Genomic DNA, 26,129 nt, shown 5'->3' on the forward strand with positions numbered 1-26,129 from the left:
CTGGTTGCACGGGTCATTGAAGGTCAGCCATGGGTGGCCGGTTTCAAACAGCATGGACAGCATTTTGCGCCACAGGTCTTTGGCCTGGATGGTCTTGAACAGCTTGACCTTGCCCGGGTACTCGGTCAGGGCTTCGTAGTACTCGTAACGCTCTTCGAAAGCCTTGCCGGTCAGGTCGTGCAGGTCCGGAACTTCGGATGGCGAGAACAGGGTCCACTTGCCGTCATCGAAGACGCGCTTCATGAACAGGTCAGGGATCCAGTTGGCGGTGTTCATGTCGTTGGTACGACGTCGGTCATCACCGGTGTTCTTGCGCAGTTCGATGAACTCTTCGATGTCCATGTGCCAGGTTTCCAGGTAGGCACAGACAGCGCCTTTGCGCTTGCCACCCTGGTTGACGGCGACGGCGGTGTCGTTCACCACTTTCAGGAACGGAACAACGCCCTGGGATTTGCCATTGGTGCCCTTGATGTACGAACCCAGTGCACGAACCGGCGTCCAGTCGTTGCCCAGGCCGCCGGCGAATTTCGACAACATGGCGTTGTCGTGGATCGCGTGGTAGATGCCCGACAAGTCATCCGGCACGGTGGTCAGGTAGCAGCTCGACAGCTGTGGACGCAGGGTGCCGGCGTTGAACAGGGTCGGAGTCGACGACATGTAGTCGAAGGACGACAACAGGTTGTAGAACTCGATCGCACGGTCTTCTTTCTGCTTCTCTTCGATCGCCAGGCCCATGGCCACGCGCATGAAAAAGATCTGCGGCAGTTCGAAGCGGATACCGTCCTTGTGGATGAAGTAACGGTCGTACAGGGTTTGCAGGCCCAGGTAGGTGAACTGCTGATCGCGCTCGTGGTTGATCGCCTTGCCGAGTTTTTCCAGGTCGAAGGTGGCCAGGACCGGGTTCAGCAATTCGAATTCGATACCCTTGGCGATGTACGCAGGCAAGGCCTTGGCGTACAGGTCGACCATCTCGTGGTGGGTCGCGCTTTCGGCAACGTTCAGGAAGCTCAGGCCTTCGGCACGCAGGGTGTCCATCAGCAGGCGGGCGGTCACGAACGAGTAGTTCGGCTCACGCTCGACCAGGGTACGGGCGGTCATCACCAGGGCGGTGTTGACGTCGGTCAGGGCCACGCCGTCGTACAGGTTCTTCAGGGTTTCGCGCTGGATCAGGTCGCCGTCGACTTCTTCCAGCCCTTCGCACGCTTCGGTGACGATGGTGTTCAGGCGGCCCATGTCCAGAGGAGCAAAGGTGCCGTCGGCGCGGGTGATACGGATCGAGGGGTGAGCGTTGACCGCTTCCTCGGCCGGTGCGTGGGCAGCGCGTTCTTTCGAACGACCGTCACGGTAGATCACGTAGTCGCGGGCCACTTTCTGCTCGCCGGCACGCATCAGGGCCAGTTCGACCTGGTCCTGGATTTCTTCGATGTGGATGGTGCCGCCCGACGGCATGCGACGCTTGAAGGTCGCGGTGACTTGTTCGGTCAGGCGGGCAACGGTGTCATGGATTCGCGACGAGGCGGCAGCGGTGCCACCCTCAACTGCGAGAAACGCTTTGGTGATAGCGACGGTGATCTTGTCATCGGTGTAAGGAACGACAGTGCCGTTACGCTTGATCACGCGCAGTTGGCCAGGCGCGGTGGCGGACAGATCCGAAGTCGAATCAGCGGCCTGCGGCAAGGTGCCCTGCGGGTTCTCGCGAGTTGTGTCGGTTTGCATGGGGGTTGTCTCCACATTCTCTATGTTTGTTTGGGCACCATCACGGTGCCCACCGTTCTGTCCTGAAGCACTACAACCGACGGGCGTCGGGCATAACAACTTCGGGACAGTAGGAAAAGGCTAATGATGCCGCTTCCTTGCCGAAGTCTGTGGTCGCGGGCCAGGGCCCGAAACCGGATTCCATTCAGGGTGACAGTAATGACTGCAACACCCGTACCGTTCTGGCTGTTCTGGCCTCAAAAAACGGTGCCATCCGCAGGTGCGGTTTGGGCTTTCAAAATGACGCTGGGTTCAACCGGAATCAGCAATAAAGCGCTTGAGTTTCTGGTCTGAAATGTGGTTGGGCTTTTTAAGCAAAAACCCTACATGTAGGGTTTTTTTGGCGCCGTGCTACAAGATAATGCGTTTTGGAGGGTGTTGCAACGTACTACCTGTGGATAAACCTGTGCGTAAATTGTGTGTGAAACAGGGAACAGGCGTGTAGGCCGCGACCTAGCTGGAGCGGACCGTTTTTCACTGATTTCCAGCGATTGAAAACAGTCATTCGGATTTTTAAGGGCGCGAACCCTATCACAAAAAAACGCGTTGTCCGAACGCATTTGCCGGCTTGTGTTCTCGGCGTTCGGCGTTTATACAATCGGCCAGTGTGTACGCATTCTTATCCTCCCCAATCATTACAAAAAGACGGGCGGATCCTTCCTTATAAGTGTTGTTGGCAAGCAGAGGTCACCGTGGAGCAAGAAGCCTGGCAGATATTGATTGTGGAGGACGACCAGCGTCTGGCCGAACTGACCCGCGATTACCTGGAAGCCAATGGCCTGCGCGTATCGATCGAGGGCAATGGCGCCCTGGCCGCGGCCCGCATCATTAATGAAAAGCCGGACCTGGTGATCCTCGACCTGATGCTGCCGGGCGAAGACGGCCTGAGCATCTGCCGCAAGGTCCGCGACAAGTATGACGGCCCGATCCTGATGCTCACTGCCCGCACCGACGATACCGATCAAATTCTTGGTCTGGACCTGGGCGCCGACGATTACGTGTGCAAACCGGTGCGTCCACGTCTGCTGCTGGCGCGCATCCAGGCGCTGTTGCGCCGCAGTGAAGCCCCGGAAGTGGCCCCGGAAAAACAACGACGCCTGCAGTTCGGCCCGCTGGTGGTGGACAACGCATTGCGCGAGGCCTGGTTGAATGACAGCGGCATTGAACTGACCAGCGCCGAATTTGACCTGCTGTGGCTGCTGGTGGCCAACGCCGGACGCATCCTGTCTCGGGAAGAGATTTTCACCGCGCTGCGTGGCATCGGCTATGACGGCCAGGATCGCTCCATCGACGTGCGCATCTCGCGTATTCGCCCGAAAATCGGCGATGACCCGGAGCATCCACGGCTGATCAAGACCATCCGCAGCAAAGGTTATCTGTTCGTTCCGGAAGCTTGCACGCTGTGAACTCGATCTTCCTGCGCATCTACGGCGGCATGTGCGCGGCGCTGATTCTGGTCGCGGTGCTCGGCGTACTGGCCTTGCACCTGCTCAATCAGGTGCGCAGCGAGCAATACCGCGAACGCCTGGCCCACGGCACGTTCTCGCTGATGGCCGATAACCTGAACCCCATGAACGAAACCGAGCGCCACCGGGCCTTGCTGGTGTGGGAGCGTTTGCTCGGGATTCCGTTGGCGTTGAAGACCTTTGCCCAGACCGACCTCGACCTGACGCAACGCACCCGCGTCCTGCGCGGCCAGGCGCTGGTGGAACAGACCGGCCCGCATGCGGCGAAGGTGTATCGACTGGTCAGCGACAAGGAACAACTTGTTCTGACCGGTGAAGTCCAGCAGATCAGCGAGCAACTGGCGCGAGCGACTATTTACCTGCTGGCCGACGAACTGGTGCGCGTGCCGGTGGCCGAGCAGCCCAAGCGTCTGGCGCAATTGAAACAAGACAAGGGCTTTGGTTTCGACTTGCGCCTGGTCACTGTCGACCAGGCGGACATGGACGAAGACCAGAGCCGCCGGATCTCCGAAGGCGACACGGTGATGGCGCTGGGCAAGGGCGGTGACTCGATCCGGGTGTTCGCCGGCATGGTCGGCACGCCGTGGGTCCTGGAAATCGGCCCGCTGTACCAGATGAATCCTTATCCGCCCGAGTGGCTGGTGCTGATTGCGGCCCTGGGTTTGAGCCTGATCGGTTTGATCGTCTATCTATTGGTGCGACAACTTGAACGCCGCTTGCGTGGCCTCGAAGCCGCCGCCACGCGCATTGCCAAGGGCAGCCTGGAAACCCGCGTGCCGGCGCGCGGCGCGGATTCGGTGGGGCGACTGGCCTCGGCGTTCAACGGCATGGCCGAGCACTTGCAGCAGTTGCTGGCGATCCAGCGTGAACTGGTGCGCGCGGTGTCCCACGAATTGCGCACCCCGGTGGCGCGCCTGCGTTTTGGCCTGGAGATGATCGGCTCGGCCACCACGCCACAGGCCTTGGAGAAATACCGCGAAGGCATGGACCACGACATCGAGGACCTCGACAAACTGGTCGACGAGATGCTGACCTACGCGCGGCTGGAGCAGGGCTCGCCCGCGCTGAACTTCCAGCGGATCGATCTGGATGCGTTGGTCAATCAAGTGATCGAGGAATTGGCGCCGTTACGTGCCGAGGTCACGGTGCAGCGCGGGTTGTGCCTGTCCGCCGCCGATTGTGACGACGCCTGGGTCGAGGCCGAGCCGCGCTATTTACACCGGGCGATCCAGAACCTGGTGAGCAACGCCATGCGCCATGCCACGTCACGGGTGACCGTCAGTTATCAGGTGGGGCAGCAGCGTTGCCGGGTGGACATCGAAGATGACGGGCCGGGCGTACCGGAGTCGGCGTGGGAGAAAATCTTCACGCCGTTCCTGCGTCTTGACGACAGCCGGACCCGCGCGTCGGGTGGGCATGGGTTGGGATTGTCGATCGTGCGGCGGATTATCCATTGGCACGATGGGCGGGCGTTGATCAGCAAGAGCAAGAGTCTGGGCGGGGCGTGTTTCAGCCTGAGTTGGCCGCGGAATCAGGAGAAGCGGTGAGGGGTGTGGTGAATGATCCACCGCCATCGCGAGCAGGCTCGCTCCTACAGGGGATTTGCGTCAGACATAGATCCAATGTGGGAGTGAGCCTGCTCGCGATGAGGCCCGAACCAACACCACAAATCCTCAGGCCTTGATACTGACCAGGCTCAACAACTGCCCATCCACCACCCCGAACTGCGCCTCCAGCTCGGTGCCATTGCGCCATTCACTGGACAGGTCCGTCAGCAAGCGCAACCGCACTTCACCCGCCTCGGTCCATTCCAGCACTTCAGCATGTTCAAAATAGAACCGCTGCTGAACAATCGGATACAGCGCCTTGAACAGACTTTCTTTCACCGAAAACGTCAGCGTGACCAGCATGGCCAGCTGATCACGAGAGCCTGCCGCCATGCGCTGCAACTCCGGCGGGGTGAGGATTTCCCCGGCCAGGCGCTCGGCCCGTTCAGGGTTGAGCATATTTTCCAGGTCCATTCCCAATCCACGCCAGTGGGTTTTGTTCGCGACAATCGCCGCGGCCCGGCCGGTGCTGTGGGTGATTGAACCGCTGATGTGCGCGGGCCACACCGGCGCCCGGTCTTCACCGATGGCCGGGGTAAAACTCAACCCTTCGAGCTGCCGCAACGCCGCCCGGGCGCAGACCCGCCCGGCGAGAAATTCGGCCTGACGCTTGGCGACCGAGCGCTGGATGCTCGCTGGCGGCTCGATGGCACTGCGCTGGAAATCATCGATGGCCAGTTGCGAGGTATCGAAGTGCGTGCTCAACAGCACCGTATCAGGCAGCACAAACGGCAGCGGCCAATGGGCGTCGAGCGGGGTGCAGCAGGCGGGTAGGGCGGGGGTGGAATTCATGTCGGGCATTTTGCCGGGTTGCCTTGTGGCTGGGTAGCCCCACACTGATCGTTCCCACGCTCTGCGTGGGAATGCCTCAAGGGACGCTCCGCGTTCCAATGGGACGCGGAGCGTCCCGGGCTGCATTCCCACGGGGACCGTGGGAACGATCACTGTGTCAGCCAAAGATCTTCTTGAAGAACGCCTGCATATCCGCCCAGGACTTTTCATCCGCCTCCTTGCTGTACCCGATATCCGGCCCACCATGGTCGCCATGGCCCAGCCGATCCGCATCCGGGTTGCTGAACCCGTGCTTGGCGCCCTCAAGGCTGACGAATTGATAGTCGGCCCCGGCCTTGTCCATCTCAGCCTTGAACGCCGCGACGTTATCCGACGTAATCATGCTGTCCAGCGCGCCATGCTCCACCAGGATTTTCGCTTTCACGCTGCCCGGCGTTGCGGGTGTTTTGGTCGCCAGCGCGCCGTGGAAACTCACCACCCCCGCCAGCGGCACACCCTGACGTGCGGCATTCAGCACCACGGCACCACCGAAGCAGTAACCGATGGCGGCGACTTTATCCGGATTGGTCTGTGGCTGTTTCTTCAGCAGATCGAGCCCGGCCTGGAAGCGAGCGCTGGACGCGGCACTGTCTTTCAACGCCGCTTGCATGAACGCCATGGCGTCCTTCGGATGCTCGGTGTTCTTGCCGTCGCCATACATGTCGATGGCCAGCGCGCTGTAACCCAGGCCCGCCAGGTCGCGGGCGCGGCGCTTGGTGTAATCGTTGAGTCCCCACCATTCGTGCACCACCACCACGCCTGGACGTTGACCTTTAATAGCATCGTCGTAGGCGTAATAGCCGATCAGCTTGGTGCCGTCGGGGCTCTGATAGGGGATTTCCTGAGTCTTGATCGCGGCGTGGCTAAGCCCGCTCAAGGCCAGTAATACGAGGGCGAGGAAAACGCGCATGGTCGGATCTCCTGCATAAAAGTCATCAAAACAGCCGGGTGGAGTTGGTTCAGCTCAGGTTCAGAGTGCGTTCAGGGGGAGTTCAGGGGTGGGTGCGTAACCTTGCCCTGTACCCAAAAAGCACATAGCGCATGAGGAAATTCTCCAATGACTCACTTCAAAAAACTGCTTCTGGCTTTCACCGTCCTGGGCGCGAGCACCGCGGCTTACGCTTCCAACGATAATTTCGCCAGCCTTACTCTTGGACAGACCAGCGACAAGGTCAAAAAGTCCCACGCCCTGAACGACAACCTCAACAGCCCGAACGCCGACGGCGTGATCGGCAAGGACACCACCTGGGGTGTGCGTCTGGGCCAGCAAAACAGCCAGGGTCGCTACTACGCCACTTACGACAACGTGTCGGGCTCGCACAATGGCATTAAACTGCGTCAGGAAAACCTGTTGGGCAGCTACGATCTGTTCTACCCGGTGGGCGGCAGCACCAAATTGTTCGGCGGTGCCACGGCCGGTCTGACCAAAATGACCCAGCAATCCCCAGGTTTCAGCCGCGACAGCAACATCGGTTACGCCATTGGCGGCCAGGTTGGCGTGTTGCAGCAAGTGTCGCAAAACACCTCGGTCGAGCTGGGTTACCGCTACCTGCGCAGCAACGCCAGCACCGAGATGAGCGAGCGCGGTGGCAGCAAACAGGGTTCGCTGGACCTGACCAGCAGCGCCCAGACGTACCTGTCGGCGAACTACGCTTTCTGATAAGCGCAACCCTTGTAGGAGCGAGCCTGCTCGCGATGGCGCCAGCTCATTCGACATTGATGTCGACTGACACACCGCTATCGCGAGCAGGCTCACTCCCACAGGTTTCACGAGCTGACTGAAAACTGTGCTGCTGGAGATAACGATTTGCCTAGGAGAGTGTTATGAAGCTGCTGGTCGTCGAAGATGAAGCGCTGTTGCGCCATCACCTGCAAACCCGCCTGACGGACAGCGGCCACGTGGTCGAGTCCGTGGCCAACGCCGAGGAGGCGCTATACCAGGCCGAGCAGTTCAACCACGACCTGGCGGTGATTGACCTCGGCCTGCCAGGCATGGGCGGGCTCGACCTGATCCGTCACCTGCGCTCGCGCGGCAAGACCTTCCCGATCCTGATCCTCACCGCGCGTGGCAACTGGCAGGACAAGGTCGAAGGCCTCGCCGCCGGCGCCGACGATTACGTGGTCAAGCCGTTCCAGTTCGAAGAACTCGACGCGCGCCTGAATGCCTTGCTGCGCCGCTCCAGTGGTTTCACCCAGTCGACCATCGTCGCCGGGCCGCTGCTGCTGGACCTCAATCGCAAACAGGCGACCCTCGATGAACAACCGCTGGCGCTGACCGCCTACGAGTACCGAATCCTCGAGTACCTGATGCGGCATCACCAGCAAGTGGTGGCCAAGGACCGCTTGATGGAGCAACTGTACCCGGACGACGACGAGCGCGATCCGAACGTCATCGAAGTGCTGGTCGGCCGTCTGCGCCGCAAACTCGAAGGCCCGGCCGGTTTCAAGCCGATCGACACCGTGCGCGGCCTCGGCTACCTGTTCAATGAGCGCTGCACTTGATTCGCTCCCTTCGTGTCCGCTTGATGCTTGCCGCCGCCACCCTGGCGGTGCTGTTCATGCTGGCGTTACTGCCAGCGATGCAGGGCGCGTTCAGCCTGGCGTTGCAGGATTCCATCGAGCAACGCCTGGCATCGGACGTGACCACGTTGATTTCCGCTGCGCGGGTTGATAACAACTCCCTGCAGATGCCGGCGCAGTTGCCCGATGAGCGCTTCAACCTGACCGACAGCCGCTTGCTCGGCTACATCTATGACCGCGAAGGTCATTTGGTCTGGCGCTCGAAGGCCACCCGGGAAGAGAAGATCAACTACAAACCGCGTTACGACGGACGCGGCAATGAATTCGCGCGCATTAGCGAAGCCGACGGTCAGGAATTCTTCGTCTACGACGTCGAAGTCAAACTGCTCGGCGGCAAAAGCGCGGCGTTCAGCATCGTCGCCCTGCAACCGGTGCGCGAATACGAAGTCACCCTCGAAGGCCTGCGCGAAAACCTCTACCTCGGTTTCGGCGCCGCGTTGCTGGTGCTGCTGGCGCTGCTCTGGATCGGTCTGACCTGGGGCTTGCAGGCCTTGCGCCGGCTCAGTCAGGAACTCGATGAAATCGAAAGCGGCGCCCGCGAAAGCCTCAGCGAACAACACCCGCGCGAACTGTTGCGCCTGACCGGTTCCCTTAACCGCTTGCTGCACAGCGAACGCGAACAGCGCAGCCGCTACCGCGACTCCCTCGACGACCTGGCCCACAGCCTGAAAACCCCGCTGACCGTGCTGCAAGGCGTCAGCGAAGACATGGCCCAACGCCCGGAAGACCGCGATCAGGCCTGGGTGCTGCAAACCCAGATCGAACGCATGAGCCAGCAGATCGGCTATCAACTGCAACGCGCCAGCCTGCGCAAAAGCGGTCTGGTACGCCACCAGGTGCGCCTGCGTCCGGTGTTGCAAAGCCTGTGCGACACGCTGGACAAGGTCTACCGCGACAAACGCGTGCGCGTTGCTTTCGATTTGCCGGATCAGTGTTACGTGCCGATCGAACAGGGCGCCTTGCTGGAAATGATGGGTAACCTGCTGGAAAACGCCTATCGCCTGTGCCTGAGCGAAGTGCGCATCAGCGTGCGCGAAACCCTGAGCGGGATTGAGTTGTGCGTTGAAGACGACGGGCCGGGCGTGCCGCCGGATCAGCGCGCGCGGATTCTGCAACGGGGCGAGCGGCTGGATCGCCAGCATCCGGGGCAGGGGATCGGGCTGGCGGTGGTCAAGGACATCATCGAGAGCTACAGCGCGAAGCTGACGCTGGGGGATTCGCCGATGGGCGGGGCGGCGTTCCGGATTCATTTTCCGGTGGTTTAGTGGTTGGCTTTACTGGCGTCATAGCGAGCAAGCTCGCTCCCACATTTGATCTCCTGAGTTCACACAATTTTGTGTTCACTGAAGATCCCTGTGGGAGCGAGCTTGCTCGCGATGGGGCCATTCAAATCAACACAAAAATTAGTTCTCCTGAGCCCGACAAGCCCTGTATCAAGACGGGTAGTGAGCTGACCATTCGTCGCAAAACACCGCTTACCTGCTATTTCTGACAGTAGCCAACCTTCCCTCCAAGGGTGTCTCATCACCCATCAAAGGCCACTCGTGCGCGGCCTCATCGACAAGGAAGGAGGTCCCATGACAGCCAATGAATCAAACCCCGGTGTACTGGTTAACGCCCCGGTGAAATTTGCGGGTGCTACACCTGACGTGAAAGTCACACCTCAGCCTCCCGCCGGCGTGCCGGTAGAGGGCCTGCCGCAGGCGAGTTTCAGGGAGGTCATCAAGCGGGATGGCAGTCGGGAAGGGGCGGTACAGGCTGTGGTGGATCCGCCATTGGGGGGGAATTATCTCAACATTGCGCTGTACGTGAAGGGGCCTCGGGATACGCAGCGGCAGTTGATAGAGCGCAAACCGGTGGCCCCGGCCGATCAGAATGATCCTGTGTACTTCAACGTCTTCCAGTCGTTGCTGAATGACGGCGTGCATGTTTTCACTTACGAGGTGGAGCGCACCAGTGGCAATAGTGGCCCGTCAACGGAGTCGTGGGCGCTCTACCACCGCGACCTTCCCGGCGGGAACGACGTTCCCGGTACAGGGGATCACCCCGATCTGCGCATCAGCCTGCCGCCCGAACTGGGCAACCCGCCTCAGATCGGTAAGGACGAGGTGGATCGAGGTGTAGCTGTCAGGCTGTCTTATCCCTTCATGAAAGCCTACGACGTCATCACCCTGGAGCTTAATCGCGAACGTTTCACCTTCACGGTGCAACCGGGTGAAGAGGGCAAGCCATTCGTGATCACCGTCACCCGAAGCATGTTTGAACGGGCCGGTAGTCATCCTGAATTTCCGATCTCGTACACAGCGAAGGATCAGGTAAACAACCCGACTCACAACCGGCGTTGGTCTCAAACTCTCAAGGCCAATGTCGATACCGAACGAGTTACGTTGACTGCACCAGATATAGCTGAGGATCCGGATGACCCTTCGGATGACCCGTCAACTATCAAGCTGGAAAACGTCAGGGACTATCTCTATGTCCTGGTTCATGTGTTTTCACCGCTTTGGGCCGTGGGCGATACGGTCCGGCTGAGTTATATCTGCACGCCCCAGATTGGATCTGCGGTAACTCATACCGTTGAGGTTGGAGTGGGGCGACTACCATTTACTCATAGATTGCAGGTGCCGGTGGCCAAGGTTTTACCGAAGAGTAAGGTGTTGGCAGTTTATGAGTTGGTTCGGGGGGGCAATGTCATTGGTCGTTCCAAAGCGGCCGAGGCGCAGGTGATTGGTGAGCCTGTATCCGATGAACAGCCCGTTATCACCGCTGTGACAGACTCTAAAGGTAATGAAATTGCCCCAGGAGGTACCACCGTTGATAAGAACGTGACCTTAAAAGGCACCGCGACCAAGGGGCGGAATGTTCAGATTTACGACGGTATTACAGCTATAGGGCAACCCGTTAATGTCAATCTATCCGACGGAAGCTGGAGCTTTTTGGATGCAAGGCCGAGTGACGGTATTCGTAACTTCACCGCAAAAGCATTGTATGGCAGTGAAAAGGTTTCTCATCCTTGGAGCATCAAGATTATTCGCCCGCTAGACATCGACACTTCAAAAATGATTTTGAATGGACTCGCGGTTTATGTTGGCGGGTGGGAAGAGACCAATGACCCCATAGAAAATAACAACGCTACGAGACGACCTACTTCCGGTGTACTACCAATATCTTATACATCAGGTAATTCTAATATTGCGGTCGTTACTCAAGAGGGTGTAGTTACTGGGCGAATGAACGGGGAAACATATGTTGAGGTTAAAGATGCTAACGGCAGCATCGGGAGGTATCCGGTAGCAGTATCAAATATTCATGAGGTTGTATTTAGTTCCACAATGCTAACGCCACAGCAAGCAGGGGTCTGGGCTAGGGAGCAAGGCCAAGTGGGAGATTCAATTGCGCTTAATGCTTTTGTTTTACCTATGAATATTAGGTATAACAAATATAAGGTAGATAACCTTCCAGAATACCCATCAATTACTCAAGTAGGTAATGATGGGTATGTTCGAAGAGGATGGTGTCGACAACTCGCTTTGGAAGTGTTGGTCGAAGCTGGATTACGTGTATTTGCGAATGGTTTCGCTCGGACGGGTCAACGCAGCGATCTATTGCAATAATAAGTACGCTGCCTGTCAACGCATCTGTTAACGGATTGCCATACGTTACCAGCGCGAAAGCATTTGCGATCATTCCGTTAAACTACAAATAGGAAATATTTGTGGGTGGAAAAGGGTGCGTGGAAAAGGGGGTGCAATTATTTATCCGGCGTTGACTGATCGTTCCCAAGCTCTGCGTGGGAATGCCTGAATGGGCGCTTCGTAGTTAAGGGGACGGATTTATCTTTATTTATCCTTTACTCAGCCCTGAGTGCGCAATAAACGGGGATGTTTAATAGGGAAAAGGGGACGCATTTATTTGTTCGTCCCTGCCTTCCTACTGGTATCTGATCAAGCAATAAACGGAGATGTTTAAAAGACATCTCCAGACACTCACTCAGGCTACACATCCTTGCGCCGCTGCCTACGACTACGCCAGAATCCGCCGGCTTGTGCGTCTAAGGCCCGGGTCCTATCGTTACCCCGTCGCTGACCAATCAGCGATCGGGTTTAGCAGCCTGGGTCATCTCTAAACGTACAACGTCAGTCGTCGATTTTATGGCGGCTTTGCGTGGGGCACTTCGGTGCGCCGGGTTCTAGAGTCCTGGTCTGCTAACCCGCGCATAGCCGCCACCCGTTTTTCGTTTAGCAGCGATGAGTAGCGGCTCCATAACTCTAGGAGCTTCACCATGTTCAAGATCACGCCCAACCCACCAGAAACCGACGACGTCTCCCCCTACGAAACCCCCGACTCCAAAAAACTCAACAAGGCTGCCGACCGCGCCCTCGATTACTACCTCAAACCGGTCATTCCCAAAGATACCCCGCGCAAACCCAGCACGATCTACTTCGTCGGCCCTGACACCAATGATGAAACCCTGCTGGTCAGCGCCTGTGAATCCATGGCGTCGGCGAGTGTGATGCTCAGTGAATTTGCGGGGGTGGTGGAGGGGACACAGCGCAACACGGTGCTGGGGATTGCGCAGGTTGTTGGAGGAGTTGGCGGTGAATCGGATGCTGGACAGGCTTGATCCGCCGTAGTCACCCTTCAGATGCCGATCGTTCCCACGCTCTGCGTGGGAATGCCTCAATGGACGCTCTGCGTCCGCTTCGGCATGGACGCGGAGCGTCCCCGGCTGCATTCCCACGCGGAGCGTGGGAACGATCATCAACGCAAAAATCAATTCTCCTGCGCGCGATAGGGGGAAAAGGGGACGGGGGGAAAAGGGGACGCATTTATTTGTTCGTCCCTGCCTTTCTACTGGCATCTGATCAAGCAATAAACAGAGATGTTTAAAAGACATCTCTAGACACTCACTCAGGCTACACATCCTTGCGCCGCTGCCTACGACTACGCCAGAATCCGCCGGCTTGTGCGCCTGGGGCGTGGGTTCTATCGTTTGCGGGTCGCTGACGAATCAGCGATCGGGTTTAGCGATCCGATCCCATCACAGACGTAAAAGCGCCCAAGAGTTGATTGCAGTTTTTAGTGCCTGCAATTCGCGTAATGGTGGCTGTGCGTGGGAGACCTTCGAGTCTACCCGGGGTTTCTGTGACCCGGATCGCTAACCTGCGTACAGCCGCCACCTTTACTTGTTTAGCGATAGGTCGTGGCGGCTCAACCAACCACGGAGCTTCACATGTTCAAAATTACGCCCAACCCACCCGAAACCGACGACGTTTCGCCCTACGATTCCACCGACCCCAAAAAACTCAACGAAGCCGCCGACCGCGCCCTCGATTACTACCTCAAACCGGTCATTCCCAAAGACACGCCACGTAAACCCAGCACGATTTACTTCGTCGGGCCCGACACCGATAACGAAACCCTGCTGGTCAACGCCTGCGAGACTTTGGCGTCAGCGAGTGTGATGTTGAGTGATTTCGCGGGACAGCTGGACGGCCCACAGCGCCACACCCTGCTCGGCATCCAACACTCCGTCATGTTGGGTGAGCTGGCAGTGAACCGGATGCTGGATAATTTTGATCCGCAGGGTTAGTCGGAATGATCGTTCCCACGCTCTGCGTGGGAATGCAGCCCGGGACGCTCCGCGTCCCTTTCCAGAGCTGGAACGCGGAGCGTCCCTTGAGGCATTCCCACGCAGAGCGTGGGAACGATCAGTGGGCCTTCAGTTTTCTTGCGCGCGATAGGCCCCAGGCGTCAACCCGGTCCACTTTTTGAACGCCCGGTGAAACGCCGAAGGCTCGGAGAACCCCAACTGCTCGGCAATCTGCTGCAACGACAAATCCGCCCGCCCCAGGTGATAAATCGCGATGTCCCGTCGCAACTGATCCTTCAATTCCTGAAAACTCGACCCTTCCTCACGCAAATGCCGGCGCAAGGTCTGCGGGCTGATGTGCAGGTGCGCGGCCACCGCTTCCAGGTCCGGCCAGCGTGTACTGTCGCGGCTGAGCAAACGGCGCAACTGGCTGCTCAGACTGTCGCCGTCATCTGGACGCGACAGCAGGTCGGCGGGGGAGTGTTGGAGGAAATGCTTGAGGGTGCGTTCGTCCTGCAACAACGGCATGTTCAAGTAGCGGCTGTGGAACAGCAGGCTGCTCTGCGCCGAGGAAAACACCATGGGGCAGGGGAACAGCAAGTCATATTCGGCGCCGTGCTCGGGCCGTGGATAACTGAACGTCGCCTGCTCCAGCCGAATGCGCTGGCCGATCAGCCAGCTGCCGAGGCGATGCCACACCACTAACTGGCTTTCAGTGAGGAAATGGTCCGGGTCCTGGAATTTCGAGTCATCGAGGCTCAGGCGGATCATTTCGTCTTCGCGGGTCAGGGTCAGGCGCGGACCCTCGGGGAACAGGCTGTAAAACATTAGGCCGCGATGCAGCGCCTTATCGAGGTTGCGGCAGTGAATCACGGCGTGGCACATCATCGCGAAGGTCCCGGTTTTACTGGGTGTCGGCCCGAAACCGAGGTATTCGTCGTCGAGGGCCAGCCACAACCCTTGAATCAATCGCGTGAACTGCTCCGGCGCAATCCGCGCCCGCGGCTCATCCAGCAACTCGGGGCTGATGCCGAGTTGTTGCAGAAGAGTTGAATAGTCATAACCCACCCGGCGCGCGCCACCGAGGACGGCACGGGCGAAATGACTGGCGATGGTGCGTTCACGCATAGCAGGCAGGTCCGACCCATTGAACGACGGATGGTAGCTGTCGCTCCTGATGATGAACAGGCGGATATCCGCCAAATTGTAGGACGAGGTCTGGCGGATGGGCGGAAATCCGCCACGTTGTTGTAACCGGTCAGTGGCAAGGTTGAACCTGTAACCCTTGATGTCAAAAGGCTTGCAGGCATTTTTTGAAAGGTGGCACGGGCCTTGCGATACATCGAGCAGATGCCTGCCATTGCGCAGCTCGACAAAACAAATCCCTCCAGTGCAGGAGGGTTCGCAATTGAAGTGTCTTGGGCAACAGATGGATGTTGTCACCGGGCACTCTTGAGGAACTTTGCAATGACGACTCGTCAGCCACTGTACAAATCCCTGTATTTCCAGGTGATCGTTGCTATTGCCATCGGCATCCTGCTCGGTCACTTCTACCCGCAGACCGGTGTGGCCCTCAAGCCGCTGGGTGACGGGTTCATCAAACTGATCAAAATGGTCATTGCACCGATCATCTTCTGCACCGTCGTCAGCGGTATCGCGGGCATGCAGAACATGAAATCGGTGGGCAAGACCGGCGGCTATGCGCTGCTGTACTTCGAAATTGTTTCCACCATCGCGCTGTTGATCGGCCTGGTCGTGGTTAACGTCGTGCAACCGGGTGCCGGCATGCACATCGACGTGACCACCCTGGATACCAGCAAAATTGCTGGCTTCATCTCGGCCGGTAAAGACCAGAGCATCATCGCCTTTATCCTCAATGTGATCCCGAACACCATCGTCGGCGCGTTCGCCAACGGCGATATCCTGCAAGTGCTGATGTTCTCGGTGATCTTCGGTTTCGCCCTGCATCGCCTGGGTGCGTACGGCAAGCCGGTGCTGGACTTCATCGATCGCTTTGCCCACGTGATGTTCAACATCATCAACATGATCATGAAGCTCGCGCCAGTCGGTGCCTTCGGCGCCATGGCGTTCACCATCGGTGCCTACGGTGTCGGCTCGCTGGTGCAGCTGGGTCAGTTGATGATCTGCTTCTACATCACCTGCATCCTGTTCGTGCTCTTGGTACTGGGCGGCATCTGCCGCGCGCACGGCTTCAGCGTAATCAAATTGATTCGCTACATCCGTGAAGAACTGCTGATCGTACTGGGCACTTCCTCTTCGGAGTCCGCGCTGCCGCGCATGCTGATTAAAATGGAACGCCTGGGTGCACAGAAGTCCGTTGTCGGCCTCGTGATTCCGACCGGCTACTCGTTCAACCTCGACGGTACTTCGATCTACCTGACCATGGCCGCTGTGTTCATCGCTCAGGCGACTGATACCCCGATGGACCTCACTCACCAGATCACATTGCTGCTGGTGCTGCTGTTGTCCTCCAAAGGTGCGGCCGGTGTGACCGGCAGTGGCTTCATCGTGCTGGCGGCCACCTTGTCGGCTGTGGGTACTCTGCCGGTTGCCGGCCTGGCGCTGATCCTCGGTATCGACCGCTTCATGTCCGAAGCCCGTGCACTGACCAACCTCGTTGGTAACGCTGTTGCGACCCTGGTCGTGGCCAAGTGGGTGAAAGAGCTGGATGAAGACAAGCTGCAAGTCGAGCTGGCTTCCGGTGGTCGCGGTATCTCCGACACCCGTGAAGAAGACGATCTGGGTGTGGCTGAAGGCCCAACCCCGACTAACGTCAAGTAAGACTGGCTGTAATGAAAAACCCGCTTCGGCGGGTTTTTTCTTGTCCGGGTTTTGAGCGTAACGGTCACCTTTGCTGACACATCGGGTGATTGCTGCAATGCCATTCGCTGCCTAGGCTGGAAGCATCGTTCACGGAGGTCGCTCATGCCCGGTCCACTGGCATCACTCAAGGTTCTGGATTTCTCGACACTGCTGCCGGGGCCGTTTGCCTCGTTGTTGCTGGCGGACATGGGCGCGGAAGTCTTGCGCATCGAATCGCCGACCCGCATGGATTTGCTGCGGGTCTTGCCGCCGCACGATCACGGGGTATCGGCCAGCCACGCCTACCTCAATCGCAACAAGCGCAGCCTGGCGCTGGACCTCAAGCAGCCCGAGGCGCTGGAGGTGATCAAGCAGTTGCTGGCGGACCACGACATCGTGCTGGAGCAGTTCCGCCCCGGTGTGATGGAACGCCTGGGTCTGGGCTATGAAGCGTTGAAGGCGATCAATCCGAAGCTGATTTACGTGTCGATTACCGGTTACGGTCAGACCGGCCCCTACAAGGACCGCGCAGGCCACGACATCAACTACCTGGCGCTGGCGGGGCTGGCCAGTTACACCGGCCGCGCCGAAAGCGGGCCGCTGCCGTTGGGCATGCAGGTGGCGGATATCGCCGGTGGCTCGCTGCACGGAGTGATCGGGTTGCTGGCGGCGGTGATCGCTCGACAGCAAAGCGGAGTCGGGCAGCATCTGGATGTGAGCATGACTGACTGCGCCTTCAGCCTGAACGCCATGGCCGGCGCCGGGTACCTGGCCTGTGGCGTGGAGCCGGGCAGGGAGGATCAGATGCTCAATGGCGGCAGCTTTTACGACTATTACCGTTCGCGGGACGGGCGCTGGTTATCGGTGGGCAGTCTGGAACCGGCCTTCATGCAGCAACTGTGCAGCGCGCTGGAGCGGCCGGAACTGGCGGCAAAGGGCCTGTCGCCCAAACCCGCCGAGCAACAGGCGCTGAAAAATGAGTTGAAAGCCGAATTCGAGAAGCATGACTTTGCGCAACTGTGCGAGTTGTTTGCCGGGGTCGATGCGTGTGTCGAGCCGGTGCTGAGTTTGGACGAGGCGGTACAGCATCCGCAGTTGCAGGCGCGGAAGTTGGTGACGCAGGTGCCGCGGGGGGATGGTTCTACGCAGGCGCAAATGGCCTGCCCTTTGAAGTTCTCAGAGGGATTGCCAAAGCCACGGCATATTGGTGCGGTGTTGGGGCAGCATACGGATCAGGTGTTGGGAGAGTTGGGGTTGAGTGCTGAGCGGATCGAAGCGTTACGGCGTGCCAAGGTCGTTACATAGATCGTTCCCATGCTCCGCGTGGGAATGCATCCCGTGACGCTCCGCGTCACAGTGGACGCGGAGCGTCCATGGCGGCATTCCCACGCGGAGCGTGGGAACGATCAGACACCCCCCATTCAACTTACTCGACCCGCATCTCCCCACTGAACACCAACGTGCTCCGGCACCGCCGGCACAAATACCGCCGCCCCTGCCGGACCAGACCATGGCGCTGTGCCGAAAACGGGAAGTCGCTGTCGACGCACGGGCATTTGTAGATGTAGCGGGTCACGCGACGGCGTTTGACGTCGTAGGTGTGGCAGCGATTGGGCGGCAGTTCGTACACGCCGCGCATGATCAATTGCCACTCTTCACCGTGCGGCTGAATGCGGTCGCCGAACAGTTGATGGGCGATCAGGTGCGCCACTTCGTGGGCCACGGTCTGCTTGAGGAAGTCTTCAGTGTTTTCCCGGTACAGCTGCGGGTTGAAGCGCAGCAGGTTCTCGTGCAAATGCGCGACACCGGCTTTTTGACCGCGCAGCTTGAGGCTCACCACGGGGCGTTTGAAAGTTCGTTTGAAAAAGGATTCGGCCAGTTGGTAACAGTCTTCGACGCGGGTATTGAGTTGCTCGGGCATGCTTGATGGATCTCCAGAGACGTCGAGTATGCCGCAACCCTGGGGCCTTGCGAATCGCCGAGGCGCCGAATGGTCGTTACCCCTCACACATTAGAAGGCCGCCTTGCGGCGGCCTGTGTTGGCAGATCTTGTTTTTGGGTGGTGAGTTGCTAATTGGTGTAGACCGGCCCCACGCCGAGTCCCCAGACAATCACTGTAAACGCCATGATGGCGACCAGCACCACCAGGCCTACGGCAAGTACCGAACTGGAAAACAGAAATCCCTCGTCTGATGGAATGTTCATGAAAGTGGGTAGCCCCACATACAGCAAGTACACCGTGTAGCAGATGGCCGCCGTCCCGACGATCATCCCCAGCCACATGTGTGGGTACAGCGCCGCCAGACCGCCGATGAACAGCGGGGTCGCGGTATAGGTCGCAAATGCAACGCAGCGGGCCAGACTTGGATTGGCGTCATAGGTACGGGCCATCCAGTGGATGAATGCGCCCATGACCGCGACACCGCCGAGCATCGCCAGGTACGACATGATCGTCATCCATAGCGCGCTTTCCTGGGTCAACATGACCGGCGCTCGATTGCCGATGACCCAGCCGACCTGAGTGGTGCCGATAAACGCCGACACAGCGGGAATCGCCGCCAGAATCAGCGTGTGAGTCAGGTACATGTGGCTGATGCTTTCCTCTTGGTCGCCACGGATTTCTTTCCATTCCTGGTCGGGGTGGGTGAAGAGCCCCACTACGTGATGGATCATGCCAGTCACTCCTCTTGTTTTTACCGTCGCCCCCCAGTGGAGCGCCTACAGGCCAAAGTGGCCAAGTAAGTAATAGGTCTGAATATGTATGCGACCTTATGTCGCAGTATAGAAAGGTCTTAACGGCGCAGGTTGCAGGGCGTTAGAGCAAATTGCGCTGTAAACACTGCTGTTAATCGCCGCAGGGTCTGTCACCACAATCCCTTGTGGGAGCGAGCCTTTGTGGCGAGGGGGCTTGTCGGGCCGCCGCATCGCCCCGTTCGGCTGCGCAGCAGTCGCTTAACCGAGCGCCGCGTAATATCTGTAAGAATCAGTAGATTGTAGGGGGCTACTTCGTAGCCCAACGGGGCGATGCGGCGGCCCGACAAGCACCCTCGCCACAAGTGCAAGGTTTTTGCGTAAAATGCCGGCCTTTCGTCACACCTCACGGATTTCGCGTCATGGGCACTCTCACGGTCAACCAGAACAAACTGCAAAAGCGCCTTCGCCGTCAGGCGGGTGAGGCTGTTGCCGATTTCAACATGATTGAAGACGGCGACAAGGTCATGGTCTGCCTGTCCGGTGGCAAGGACAGCTACACCCTGCTCGACGTGCTCTTGCACTTGCAGAAGGTCGCTCCGATCAAGTTCGAGATCGTGGCCGTGAACATGGACCAGAAACAGCCCGGCTTCCCTGAGCACGTGCTGCCGGCCTATCTGAAAGAGCTGGGCATCGAGTACCACATCGTCGAGAAAGACACCTACTCGGTGGTCAAGGAATTGATCCCGGAAGGCAAGACCACCTGCTCGCTGTGCTCGCGCCTGCGCCGCGGCACGCTCTACACCTTCGCCGACGAAATCGGCGCGACCAAAATGGCCCTCGGTCACCACCGCGACGACATCGTCGAGACGTTCTTCCTCAACATGTTCTTCAACGGTTCGCTCAAGGCCATGCCGCCAAAACTGCGCGCCGACGACGGCCGCAACGTGGTGATCCGGCCGCTGGCCTACTGCAACGAGAAAGACATTCAGGCCTACTCGGACTTCAAGCAATTCCCGATCATCCCGTGCAACCTCTGCGGTTCCCAGGAAAACCTGCAACGTCAGGTGGTCAAGGACATGCTGCAAGAGTGGGAACGCAAGACCCCGGGCCGTACCGAAAGCATTTTCCGCAGTTTGCAAAACGTTCAGCCGTCGCAACTGGCGGACCGTAACCTGTTCGACTTCACCAGCCTCAAGATCGACGAAACGGCCATGTCGCGGTTCGTCAACGTAGTGAACCTCTGACACACATTGTGTGGGAGCCCCCTCACCACAGGCGCTCCCACAGGTCATTTTCAATCCTCAGGAGAGGGCATGCGCGATTACAAGTGGCTGCACGAATACTGTCTGAACCGCTTCGGCTCAGCAGCTGAACTGGAAGCCCATCTGCCCGTTCCCAAGACCCCGGCGCAATTGCGCAAGATCAGCAACGATCGTTACCTCTCGACCATGGCCCTGCGCGTGTTCCGCGCCGGGCTCAAGCACAGCCTGGTGGACGCCAAGTGGCCGTCGTTCGAAGAAGTGTTCTTCAAGTTCGACCCGGAAAAGGTCGTGCTGATGAGCGCCGAACACCTTGAGCGCCTGATGCAGGACGCGCGGATCATCCGTCACTTGGGCAAGCTCAAGAGCGTGCCGCGCAACGCGCAGTTCGTGCTGGACGTGGCGCATGAGCAGGGCAGCTTCGGCGCATTGATCGCCGATTGGCCGGTGACGGATATCGTCGGGCTGTGGACCTGCCTGAAAAAGCGCGGCCATCAATTGGGCGGGTTGTCGGCGCCGCGCTTCTTGCGCATGGTCGGCAAGGACACGTTTGTGCCGAGCTACGACGTGGTGGCGGGGTTGAACGCGCAGAAAATCGTCGACAAGGTGCCGACCAGCCAGCGGGACCTGGCGTTGGTGCAGGATGTGTTCAACCAGTGGCATGAACAGAGTGGCGGGCGGGCGATGAGCCAGATTTCGATGATGCTGGCGTATACCGTCAATCATTGAGACCGAGTCGATCCCTTCGCGGGCAAGCCTCGCTCCTACAGGTACGGTGGTGCCGTTGTAGGAGCGAGGCTTGCCCGCGAAGCCGTCAGATCAGGCGGCGGAGATCTCGCCTTCACCCGCGAGCTTGCGATTCAACTGAAACCGCCACCGCACATACAACAGCGCCGAACAGAACACCGCCAGGCTCGCGCCCATCTCCAGCAAGCCAAACAGCTGCCGGTTGGGGTCATACGCGGCCAGTGCGCCCTTGATGAAATACAGATTCACCACAAAACACATCCACGAATGCCCGCGCGCGCTGCCGATGATCATCCCTGGCGCGAGCAATAGCAGGGGCACCAGTTCGATCAGCAAAATCACCCACGGCCGGGCGCCATGCAGGTCGGCAAACACCAGGTAATAGGCGCACAGCAGCCCCACCAGCCCGAAAAAGCACAGCAGGCTGATCGCGCGCATCGCCCGGACCCGCGGTTCGAGCCATTCGATCGAGGGCAGAATCTTCGGCTTTTTCGCCACGTCAGTTCCCCAGTTTTTGCGCTGTCTTCGCCAGACGCAGGCCCAAGGCCCGGCACAGCGCGACTTCATGTTCATTCAAACCGCTTTTGCCATCGGCCCCGGCGTGATGACTGGCGCCATACGGTGTGCCGCCGCCACGGGTTTCCAGCAGCGCCGATTCGCTGTAAGGCAGGCCGGTGATCAGCATGCCGTGGTGCAGCAATGGCAACATCATCGACAGCAGCGTGGTTTCCTGACCGCCGTGCAGGCTCGCGGTGGAGGTGAACACCCCGGCCGGTTTGCCCACCAGCGCGCCTGTCAGCCAAAGATTGCTGGTGCCGTCGAGGAAGTACTTGAGCGGCGCCGCCATGTTGCCGAACCGGGTCGGGCTGCCCATGGCCAGACCGGCGCAGTTCTTCAGGTCGTCGAGGCTGGCGTACAGCGCGCCCTCGTCGGGGATGTCCGGCGACACGGCTTCGCATTCGGTGGAGATCGGCGGCACCGTGCGCAAGCGCGCTTCTATCCCGGCCTGCTCGACGCCGCGGGCAATCTGCCGGGCCATTTCGTTGGTCGAGCCGCTGCGGCTGTAATACAGAACCAGAATGTACGGCGCGCTCACGGCAGCAACTCCAGCACACTCTCCGGCGGACGGCCGATGATGGCCTTGTCGCCGACCTCGAGAATCGGTCGCTCCATGAGTTTCGGGTGGGCGGCGATGGCGGCGATCAGTTGCGCCTCGCTCAGATTGCTATCGGCCAGGTTGAGGGTTTTGTACTCGTCCTCGCCGGTGCGCAGCAGTTGCCGGGCGCTCATGCCGAGCTTGCTCAGCAGGCTCTGGATTTGCGCGGCGTCCAGCGGCGTTTCCAGGTAGCGGACCACGGTCGGCGTCAGGCCACGGGCTTCCAGCAGTTCGAGCGCACCGCGGGATTTCGAGCAGCGCGGATTGTGATAAAGCGTCAGATCGGTCATGTGCGGGTCGCATCTTGCGTAAGGTGGCGGCTATTCTAACTGTGCAGCGCGTAATCCAGAACCTCGGGAGGCGATGGGTCGCAGGCGCATTCAATCTTGAACAAGGATTACGACATGACAAGACGACTGGCAGCAGCATTGGCGATCATCGGTACGTTGATGCTGGGGGGCTGTGGCAACGACTATGGCATCGACCAGAACGGCCAGAAAGTCGCCGCCGAACGTCTGGATAAACAATGGGTGGTGCTCAACTACTGGGCCGAATGGTGTGGCCCGTGCCGTACCGAGATCCCGGAGTTGAACGCTCTGGCCGATCAACTGAAGGACAGGAAGATTGGTGTATTCGGGGTCAATTTCGACAACGTGCAGGGGGAAGAGCTGAAAAGCGCCAGTGAGAAACTGGGGATCAAGTTCACCGTGCTGGCGTCGGACCCGGCGGATCTTTTTGAGTTGCCCCGCAGCGAGGCGCTGCCGGTGACCTACATCATCGATAACAAGGGCAAGGTGCGCGAGCAGTTGATGGGCGAGCAGACGGCGGCGGGGGTGATGGAGAAGCTTAAGGCGTTGCAGGCGAAGAATTGAGTGGCTGATCGCTCCACCTGTGGCGAGGGGCTTTTGTGGCGAGGGGGCTTGCCCCCGTTGGGCTGCGTAGCAGCCCCAGACAAAGCCAACGCATTGATTCAGGATTACTGCATTCAACGGTTTTGCGACTGCTTCGCAGCCGAACGGGGGTAAACCCCCTCGCCACAGAGGTCACGTGTCCGCAGTGAGGAAGGGATCAACCCTCTTCAAGCCACCAACGCAACGGCTTGCCTTCCGCCGGCCAGAAGCGCATCTGCTCGATCGGCGAAACATCCCAGCGCTGCACGTTTTCCAGGGCCTGCATGAAGCGCTTTTCCTGCTCCATCACGGCCGGCGCGCACATTTTGCGGGTGCTGCCGATCTTGCCGAAGCTCAGCTTGTCGCCTTCCAGCGTGTACGGCGCAAACCAGTGGTTGCAGCCGCCATTGCCGTAAGCCCGGCCGTCTTCACCCAGAGTGATGGTCAGGTGGCTGTAGTCCATCAACGGACGTTCGCCGATCCATTCCAGGATGTAGCTGCGATTTTGTTGCAATTTCACCGGCTCGGCGGCGCAGCCCAGCAGGCTGGCACCGACCAGAGCGGTCAGGGCGAGGCGTTTCATCACGCGGGCTCCTGGCATGTCGGGCACAGGTGCTTCTCGCCAACGGTGGACCAGCCCAACTCGCCAATCCGCGCGGTGGCAGCAGGTTTTTCAGCCTTGTTGCCCAGTTTGGCGTCGACCGCAAACTCAAAGCTCAGCGCTTTGGCGCAGCTGTCGCAGTTGACTTTCCAGGTGTGGATCGCCAATTCGCCGAACACCGGACCACTGGCCACCGCGACCCATTGGCCCGGCGGGTTGATCAAGTGGCGAACCGTTTCCACGGTCAGGCGCATGGACAGGTCCTTGGCACCTTTGAGGGTCACGACCAGCACGTCATTATTACGAATCGAGCCGCCGTTGCCGGTGACTTGATAACGCCCCGGCACAAGGGCGCGGCATTCGGTGAGGGTGTGTTGCGGGTTCATCAGGCTGTAGCGGAAATCGTGTTCGACCATGGGTCCTCCAAATATGCGCGGTATGCTATCACGGGCCTGCACGCAGCATGGCGCGGGCAGATGACCTTCGATCTGGTTCAAATTACCTGCTGACTCATGGCACACTGCCGCTTTTGCATTTCTAAGGAACGGACATGGCGTTAATCGAATGTTTTGAGTGCAAGCAACGCATCAGCTCCACGGCGCCTGCTTGCATTCATTGCGGTGCACCGGCGGGAGCGGTGCAAGCGGCCACTTCGACGGAATCGCCTGTGCAGGCCCCCCTTTCTTTCGGGCGTTTGCCGGCCGATGAGAAAGTCGCCAGGGTGACCCCGGCCGCGTTCGGACGTAAGCGAAAGACCGCAGTCGAAGCCGAGGTGGTGGCACCGATGCCCGCCTCCAACGGCGTGCGTCCGGTGGAACTGTGGCTGAAGCTGATGATTTTCTTTCTGCCGCCGTTTTTTGTCTGGTTCCTGCTGCGTCGCGGGCATTCAGTAGGGCAACGCTTGCTGGGGTTCGGCTGGCTGGGCCTGATGATTCTCTTGTCCAAAGCCTGATCGGCTCAGCCTTCGACCTGATTCTGCGGTGCGCCAGCGGCCCAGGCCGCGATGTTCTGCAGGGTCGTCGTGGCAATCGCGTCCAGGGCTTCGCGGGTCAGGAAGGCCTGGTGCGCGGTGATGATCACGTTGGGAAAGGTCAGCAACCGCGCCAGCACATCATCCTGCAGCGGCAGGTCGGAGCGGTCTTCGAAGAACAGCTGCGCCTCCTCTTCATAGACATCCAGCCCCAGATACCCCAATTGGCCGTCTTTCAGTGCATCAATCAGCGCCGGGGTGTCCACCAGACCGCCACGCCCGGTGTTGATCAACATCGCACCGGGCTGCATGTGCGCCAGTGACTCGCGGTTGATCAGGTGTTTGCTCTGCTCGTTGAGCGGGCAGTGCAGGCTGATGATCTGCGATTCGGCCAGCAGCTCGGGCAAGCTCAGGTAACGAGCACCGAGGGCTTCGACCTGCGGGTTGGGGTAGGGGTCGTAGGCGAGCAACCGGCAACCGAAACCATTCATGATTTTCGCGAAGGTCGCGCCGATCTGCCCGGTACCGACCACGCCGACGGTCTTGCCCACCAAATCGAAACCGGTCAGGCCATGCAGGCTGAAATCCCCTTCGCGGGTGCGGTTGTAGGCGCGGTGCAGCCGGCGGTTGAGCGCCAGGATCAACGCCACCGCGTGCTCGGCCACCGCGTGCGGCGAGTAGGCCGGGACCCGCACAATCGACAGCCCCAACAGCTTCGCCACCGCCAGGTCGACATGGTTGTAGCCGGCCGAGCGCAGGGCGATCAAGCGAGTACCGCCCGCTGCCAGGCGTTCCAGCACCGGAGCGCTCAAGTCATCATTGATGAATGCGCAGACCACCTCGTGATATTCCGCCAACGCCACCGTATCGAGGCTCAGCCGCGCCGATTGAAAGTGCAGCTCGATACCGGCGGGCAGTTCGGCGCCGAGAAAACTGTCGCGGTCGTAGGTCTGGCTGCTGAAAAGAATCGTGCGCATGCGGTCCTCCTGAAAAACTCGATCACGCTTTATGTAGGAGCTGGCGAAGCCCTGTGGCGAGGGGATTTATCCCCGTTCGGCTGCGAAGCAGTCGTGAAACCATTCAACCACGGTGTTTCAGGAAAACTGTGCACACCGGGTTTACGACTGCTGCGCAGCCGGACGGGGATAAATCCCCTC

26 protein-coding genes and 1 pseudogene are annotated in these 26,129 nt (G+C 59.4%); 15 read left to right on the forward strand and 12 right to left on the reverse strand.

The window, feature by feature from the left end; all coding sequences use genetic code 11:
• On the reverse strand, nucleotides 1-1,716 hold a 1,716-nt coding region (locus ACIQV9_RS22135), incomplete at its 3' end, for a ribonucleoside-diphosphate reductase subunit alpha (RefSeq protein ID WP_403105918.1).
• Nucleotides 1,717-1,914: 198 nt separating this feature from the next.
• On the opposite strand from ACIQV9_RS22135, the gene ACIQV9_RS22140 reads away from it, so the two are divergent.
• The 3 genes from ACIQV9_RS22140 to ACIQV9_RS22150 all read left to right on the forward strand — a co-directional run bounded on the left by ACIQV9_RS22140 (nucleotide 1,915) and on the right by ACIQV9_RS22150 (nucleotide 4,768).
• Nucleotides 1,915-2,049, forward strand: coding sequence for a hypothetical protein (locus tag ACIQV9_RS22140; protein ID WP_403105921.1), 135 nt, complete (start codon nucleotides 1,915-1,917; stop codon nucleotides 2,047-2,049).
• A 398-nt stretch (nucleotides 2,050-2,447) separates the two neighbouring features.
• Nucleotides 2,448-3,161: a response regulator gene (locus ACIQV9_RS22145; protein ID WP_403105924.1), complete on the forward strand. Its 714-nt coding sequence runs from the start codon at nucleotides 2,448-2,450 to the stop codon at nucleotides 3,159-3,161.
• The gene (locus ACIQV9_RS22150; RefSeq protein WP_403105927.1) at nucleotides 3,158-4,768 is read left to right on the forward strand and encodes an ATP-binding protein; all 1,611 of its coding nucleotides are present in this window, start codon (nucleotides 3,158-3,160) and stop codon (nucleotides 4,766-4,768) included. Before ACIQV9_RS22145 ends, ACIQV9_RS22150 begins: the two co-directional genes overlap by 4 nt.
• A 126-nt stretch (nucleotides 4,769-4,894) precedes the next feature.
• On the opposite strand, the gene ACIQV9_RS22155 is transcribed toward ACIQV9_RS22150, so the two are convergent.
• Both ACIQV9_RS22155 and ACIQV9_RS22160 read right to left on the reverse strand, forming a co-directional pair.
• Nucleotides 4,895-5,620, reverse strand: a complete 726-nt coding sequence (locus ACIQV9_RS22155; RefSeq protein WP_403105930.1) for a 4'-phosphopantetheinyl transferase — start codon at nucleotides 5,618-5,620, stop codon at nucleotides 4,895-4,897.
• Nucleotides 5,621-5,777: 157 nt separating this feature from the next.
• Nucleotides 5,778-6,569, reverse strand: a complete 792-nt coding sequence (locus tag ACIQV9_RS22160) for a dienelactone hydrolase family protein (RefSeq protein ID WP_403105933.1) — start codon at nucleotides 6,567-6,569, stop codon at nucleotides 5,778-5,780.
• A gap of 147 nt (nucleotides 6,570-6,716) precedes the next feature.
• Between ACIQV9_RS22160 and ACIQV9_RS22165 the strand changes: the two genes are divergently transcribed.
• The 6 genes and pseudogenes from ACIQV9_RS22165 to ACIQV9_RS22190 all read left to right on the forward strand — a co-directional run bounded on the left by ACIQV9_RS22165 (nucleotide 6,717) and on the right by ACIQV9_RS22190 (nucleotide 13,832).
• Complete coding sequence (locus ACIQV9_RS22165) at nucleotides 6,717-7,319, forward strand: hypothetical protein (RefSeq protein ID WP_403105936.1); 603 nt, start codon at nucleotides 6,717-6,719, stop codon at nucleotides 7,317-7,319.
• 164 nt (nucleotides 7,320-7,483) lie between these two features.
• The gene (locus ACIQV9_RS22170) at nucleotides 7,484-8,161 is read left to right on the forward strand and encodes a response regulator (protein WP_403105938.1); all 678 of its coding nucleotides are present in this window, start codon (nucleotides 7,484-7,486) and stop codon (nucleotides 8,159-8,161) included.
• Nucleotides 8,158-9,504, forward strand: coding sequence for an ATP-binding protein (locus ACIQV9_RS22175; protein ID WP_403105941.1), 1,347 nt, complete (start codon nucleotides 8,158-8,160; stop codon nucleotides 9,502-9,504). Before ACIQV9_RS22170 ends, ACIQV9_RS22175 begins: the two co-directional genes overlap by 4 nt.
• 312 nt (nucleotides 9,505-9,816) lie before the next feature.
• A complete protein-coding gene (locus tag ACIQV9_RS22180; protein ID WP_403105943.1) occupies nucleotides 9,817-11,853 on the forward strand; it encodes a hypothetical protein in 2,037 nt (678 codons plus the stop codon).
• 668 nt (nucleotides 11,854-12,521) lie between these two features.
• Nucleotides 12,522-12,873: pseudogene (locus ACIQV9_RS22185) on the forward strand (DUF6124 family protein).
• A gap of 599 nt (nucleotides 12,874-13,472) precedes the next feature.
• Nucleotides 13,473-13,832 (forward strand): DUF6124 family protein, encoded by a 360-nt coding sequence (locus ACIQV9_RS22190; protein ID WP_403105946.1) that lies wholly within the window; start codon nucleotides 13,473-13,475, stop codon nucleotides 13,830-13,832.
• A 129-nt stretch (nucleotides 13,833-13,961) separates the two neighbouring features.
• Here ACIQV9_RS22190 and ACIQV9_RS22195 read toward each other — a convergent pair whose 3' ends face one another.
• On the reverse strand, nucleotides 13,962-14,960 hold the full coding sequence (locus ACIQV9_RS22195) for an AraC family transcriptional regulator (RefSeq protein WP_403105949.1): 999 nt from the start codon (nucleotides 14,958-14,960) through the stop codon (nucleotides 13,962-13,964).
• A gap of 339 nt (nucleotides 14,961-15,299) precedes the next feature.
• Between ACIQV9_RS22195 and ACIQV9_RS22200 the strand changes: the two genes are divergently transcribed.
• Both ACIQV9_RS22200 and ACIQV9_RS22205 read left to right on the forward strand, forming a co-directional pair.
• Nucleotides 15,300-16,634: a dicarboxylate/amino acid:cation symporter gene (locus tag ACIQV9_RS22200; protein WP_403105952.1), complete on the forward strand. Its 1,335-nt coding sequence runs from the start codon at nucleotides 15,300-15,302 to the stop codon at nucleotides 16,632-16,634.
• A gap of 144 nt (nucleotides 16,635-16,778) precedes the next feature.
• Nucleotides 16,779-17,960, forward strand: a complete 1,182-nt coding sequence (locus tag ACIQV9_RS22205) for a CaiB/BaiF CoA transferase family protein (RefSeq protein ID WP_403105955.1) — start codon at nucleotides 16,779-16,781, stop codon at nucleotides 17,958-17,960.
• Between the two features lie 121 nt (nucleotides 17,961-18,081).
• On the opposite strand, the gene ACIQV9_RS22210 is transcribed toward ACIQV9_RS22205, so the two are convergent.
• On the reverse strand, nucleotides 18,082-18,576 hold the full coding sequence (locus ACIQV9_RS22210) for a SprT family zinc-dependent metalloprotease (protein WP_403105959.1): 495 nt from the start codon (nucleotides 18,574-18,576) through the stop codon (nucleotides 18,082-18,084).
• Between the two features lie 149 nt (nucleotides 18,577-18,725).
• Nucleotides 18,726-19,328, reverse strand: coding sequence for a Yip1 family protein (locus tag ACIQV9_RS22215; RefSeq protein ID WP_010457124.1), 603 nt, complete (start codon nucleotides 19,326-19,328; stop codon nucleotides 18,726-18,728).
• Between the two features lie 440 nt (nucleotides 19,329-19,768).
• On the opposite strand from ACIQV9_RS22215, the gene ttcA reads away from it, so the two are divergent.
• Nucleotides 19,769-20,593, forward strand: coding sequence for a tRNA 2-thiocytidine(32) synthetase TtcA (gene ttcA / locus ACIQV9_RS22220; RefSeq protein WP_403105963.1), 825 nt, complete (start codon nucleotides 19,769-19,771; stop codon nucleotides 20,591-20,593).
• A 69-nt stretch (nucleotides 20,594-20,662) separates the two neighbouring features.
• Entirely contained in the window at nucleotides 20,663-21,337 is a 675-nt protein-coding gene (locus tag ACIQV9_RS22225; protein ID WP_403105965.1) for a DNA-3-methyladenine glycosylase I, read from the forward strand.
• A gap of 90 nt (nucleotides 21,338-21,427) precedes the next feature.
• On the opposite strand, the gene ACIQV9_RS22230 is transcribed toward ACIQV9_RS22225, so the two are convergent.
• Genes ACIQV9_RS22230 through arsC form a run of 3 tightly spaced genes read right to left on the reverse strand, consistent with a single transcriptional unit; the run spans nucleotide 21,428 to nucleotide 22,801 of the window.
• Nucleotides 21,428-21,853 (reverse strand): DUF2069 domain-containing protein, encoded by a 426-nt coding sequence (locus ACIQV9_RS22230; protein ID WP_010457118.1) that lies wholly within the window; start codon nucleotides 21,851-21,853, stop codon nucleotides 21,428-21,430.
• A 1-nt stretch (nucleotide 21,854) separates the two neighbouring features.
• Nucleotides 21,855-22,451, reverse strand: coding sequence for an NAD(P)H:quinone oxidoreductase (gene wrbA, locus ACIQV9_RS22235; RefSeq protein WP_403105968.1), 597 nt, complete (start codon nucleotides 22,449-22,451; stop codon nucleotides 21,855-21,857).
• Entirely contained in the window at nucleotides 22,448-22,801 is a 354-nt protein-coding gene (arsC, locus tag ACIQV9_RS22240) for an arsenate reductase (glutaredoxin) (RefSeq protein ID WP_403105971.1), read from the reverse strand. The genes wrbA and arsC overlap by 4 nt, the downstream gene beginning before the upstream one ends.
• A gap of 114 nt (nucleotides 22,802-22,915) precedes the next feature.
• Between arsC and ACIQV9_RS22245 the strand changes: the two genes are divergently transcribed.
• The gene (locus ACIQV9_RS22245) at nucleotides 22,916-23,383 is read left to right on the forward strand and encodes a TlpA disulfide reductase family protein (RefSeq protein ID WP_403105973.1); all 468 of its coding nucleotides are present in this window, start codon (nucleotides 22,916-22,918) and stop codon (nucleotides 23,381-23,383) included.
• Nucleotides 23,384-23,579: 196 nt separating this feature from the next.
• Here the strand turns inward: ACIQV9_RS22245 and ACIQV9_RS22250 are convergent, their stop codons facing one another.
• On the reverse strand, nucleotides 23,580-23,984 hold the full coding sequence (locus ACIQV9_RS22250) for an META domain-containing protein (RefSeq protein ID WP_010457111.1): 405 nt from the start codon (nucleotides 23,982-23,984) through the stop codon (nucleotides 23,580-23,582).
• Nucleotides 23,984-24,418, reverse strand: coding sequence for a hypothetical protein (locus tag ACIQV9_RS22255; RefSeq protein WP_403105976.1), 435 nt, complete (start codon nucleotides 24,416-24,418; stop codon nucleotides 23,984-23,986). The genes ACIQV9_RS22250 and ACIQV9_RS22255 overlap by 1 nt, the downstream gene beginning before the upstream one ends.
• Before the next feature lie 134 nt (nucleotides 24,419-24,552).
• On the opposite strand from ACIQV9_RS22255, the gene ACIQV9_RS22260 reads away from it, so the two are divergent.
• Nucleotides 24,553-24,954: a hypothetical protein gene (locus tag ACIQV9_RS22260; protein ID WP_403105979.1), complete on the forward strand. Its 402-nt coding sequence runs from the start codon at nucleotides 24,553-24,555 to the stop codon at nucleotides 24,952-24,954.
• A 5-nt stretch (nucleotides 24,955-24,959) separates the two neighbouring features.
• Here ACIQV9_RS22260 and ACIQV9_RS22265 read toward each other — a convergent pair whose 3' ends face one another.
• Nucleotides 24,960-25,949 carry a 2-hydroxyacid dehydrogenase gene (locus ACIQV9_RS22265; protein WP_403105982.1) on the reverse strand — a complete coding sequence of 330 codons (990 nt, stop codon included), beginning with the start codon at nucleotides 25,947-25,949 and terminating at the stop codon, nucleotides 24,960-24,962.
• Nucleotides 25,950-26,129: the final 180 nt, after the last annotated feature.

The organism is Pseudomonas sp. NPDC099000, from assembly GCF_044759925.1.
GTDB lineage: Bacteria > Pseudomonadota > Gammaproteobacteria > Pseudomonadales > Pseudomonadaceae > Aquipseudomonas.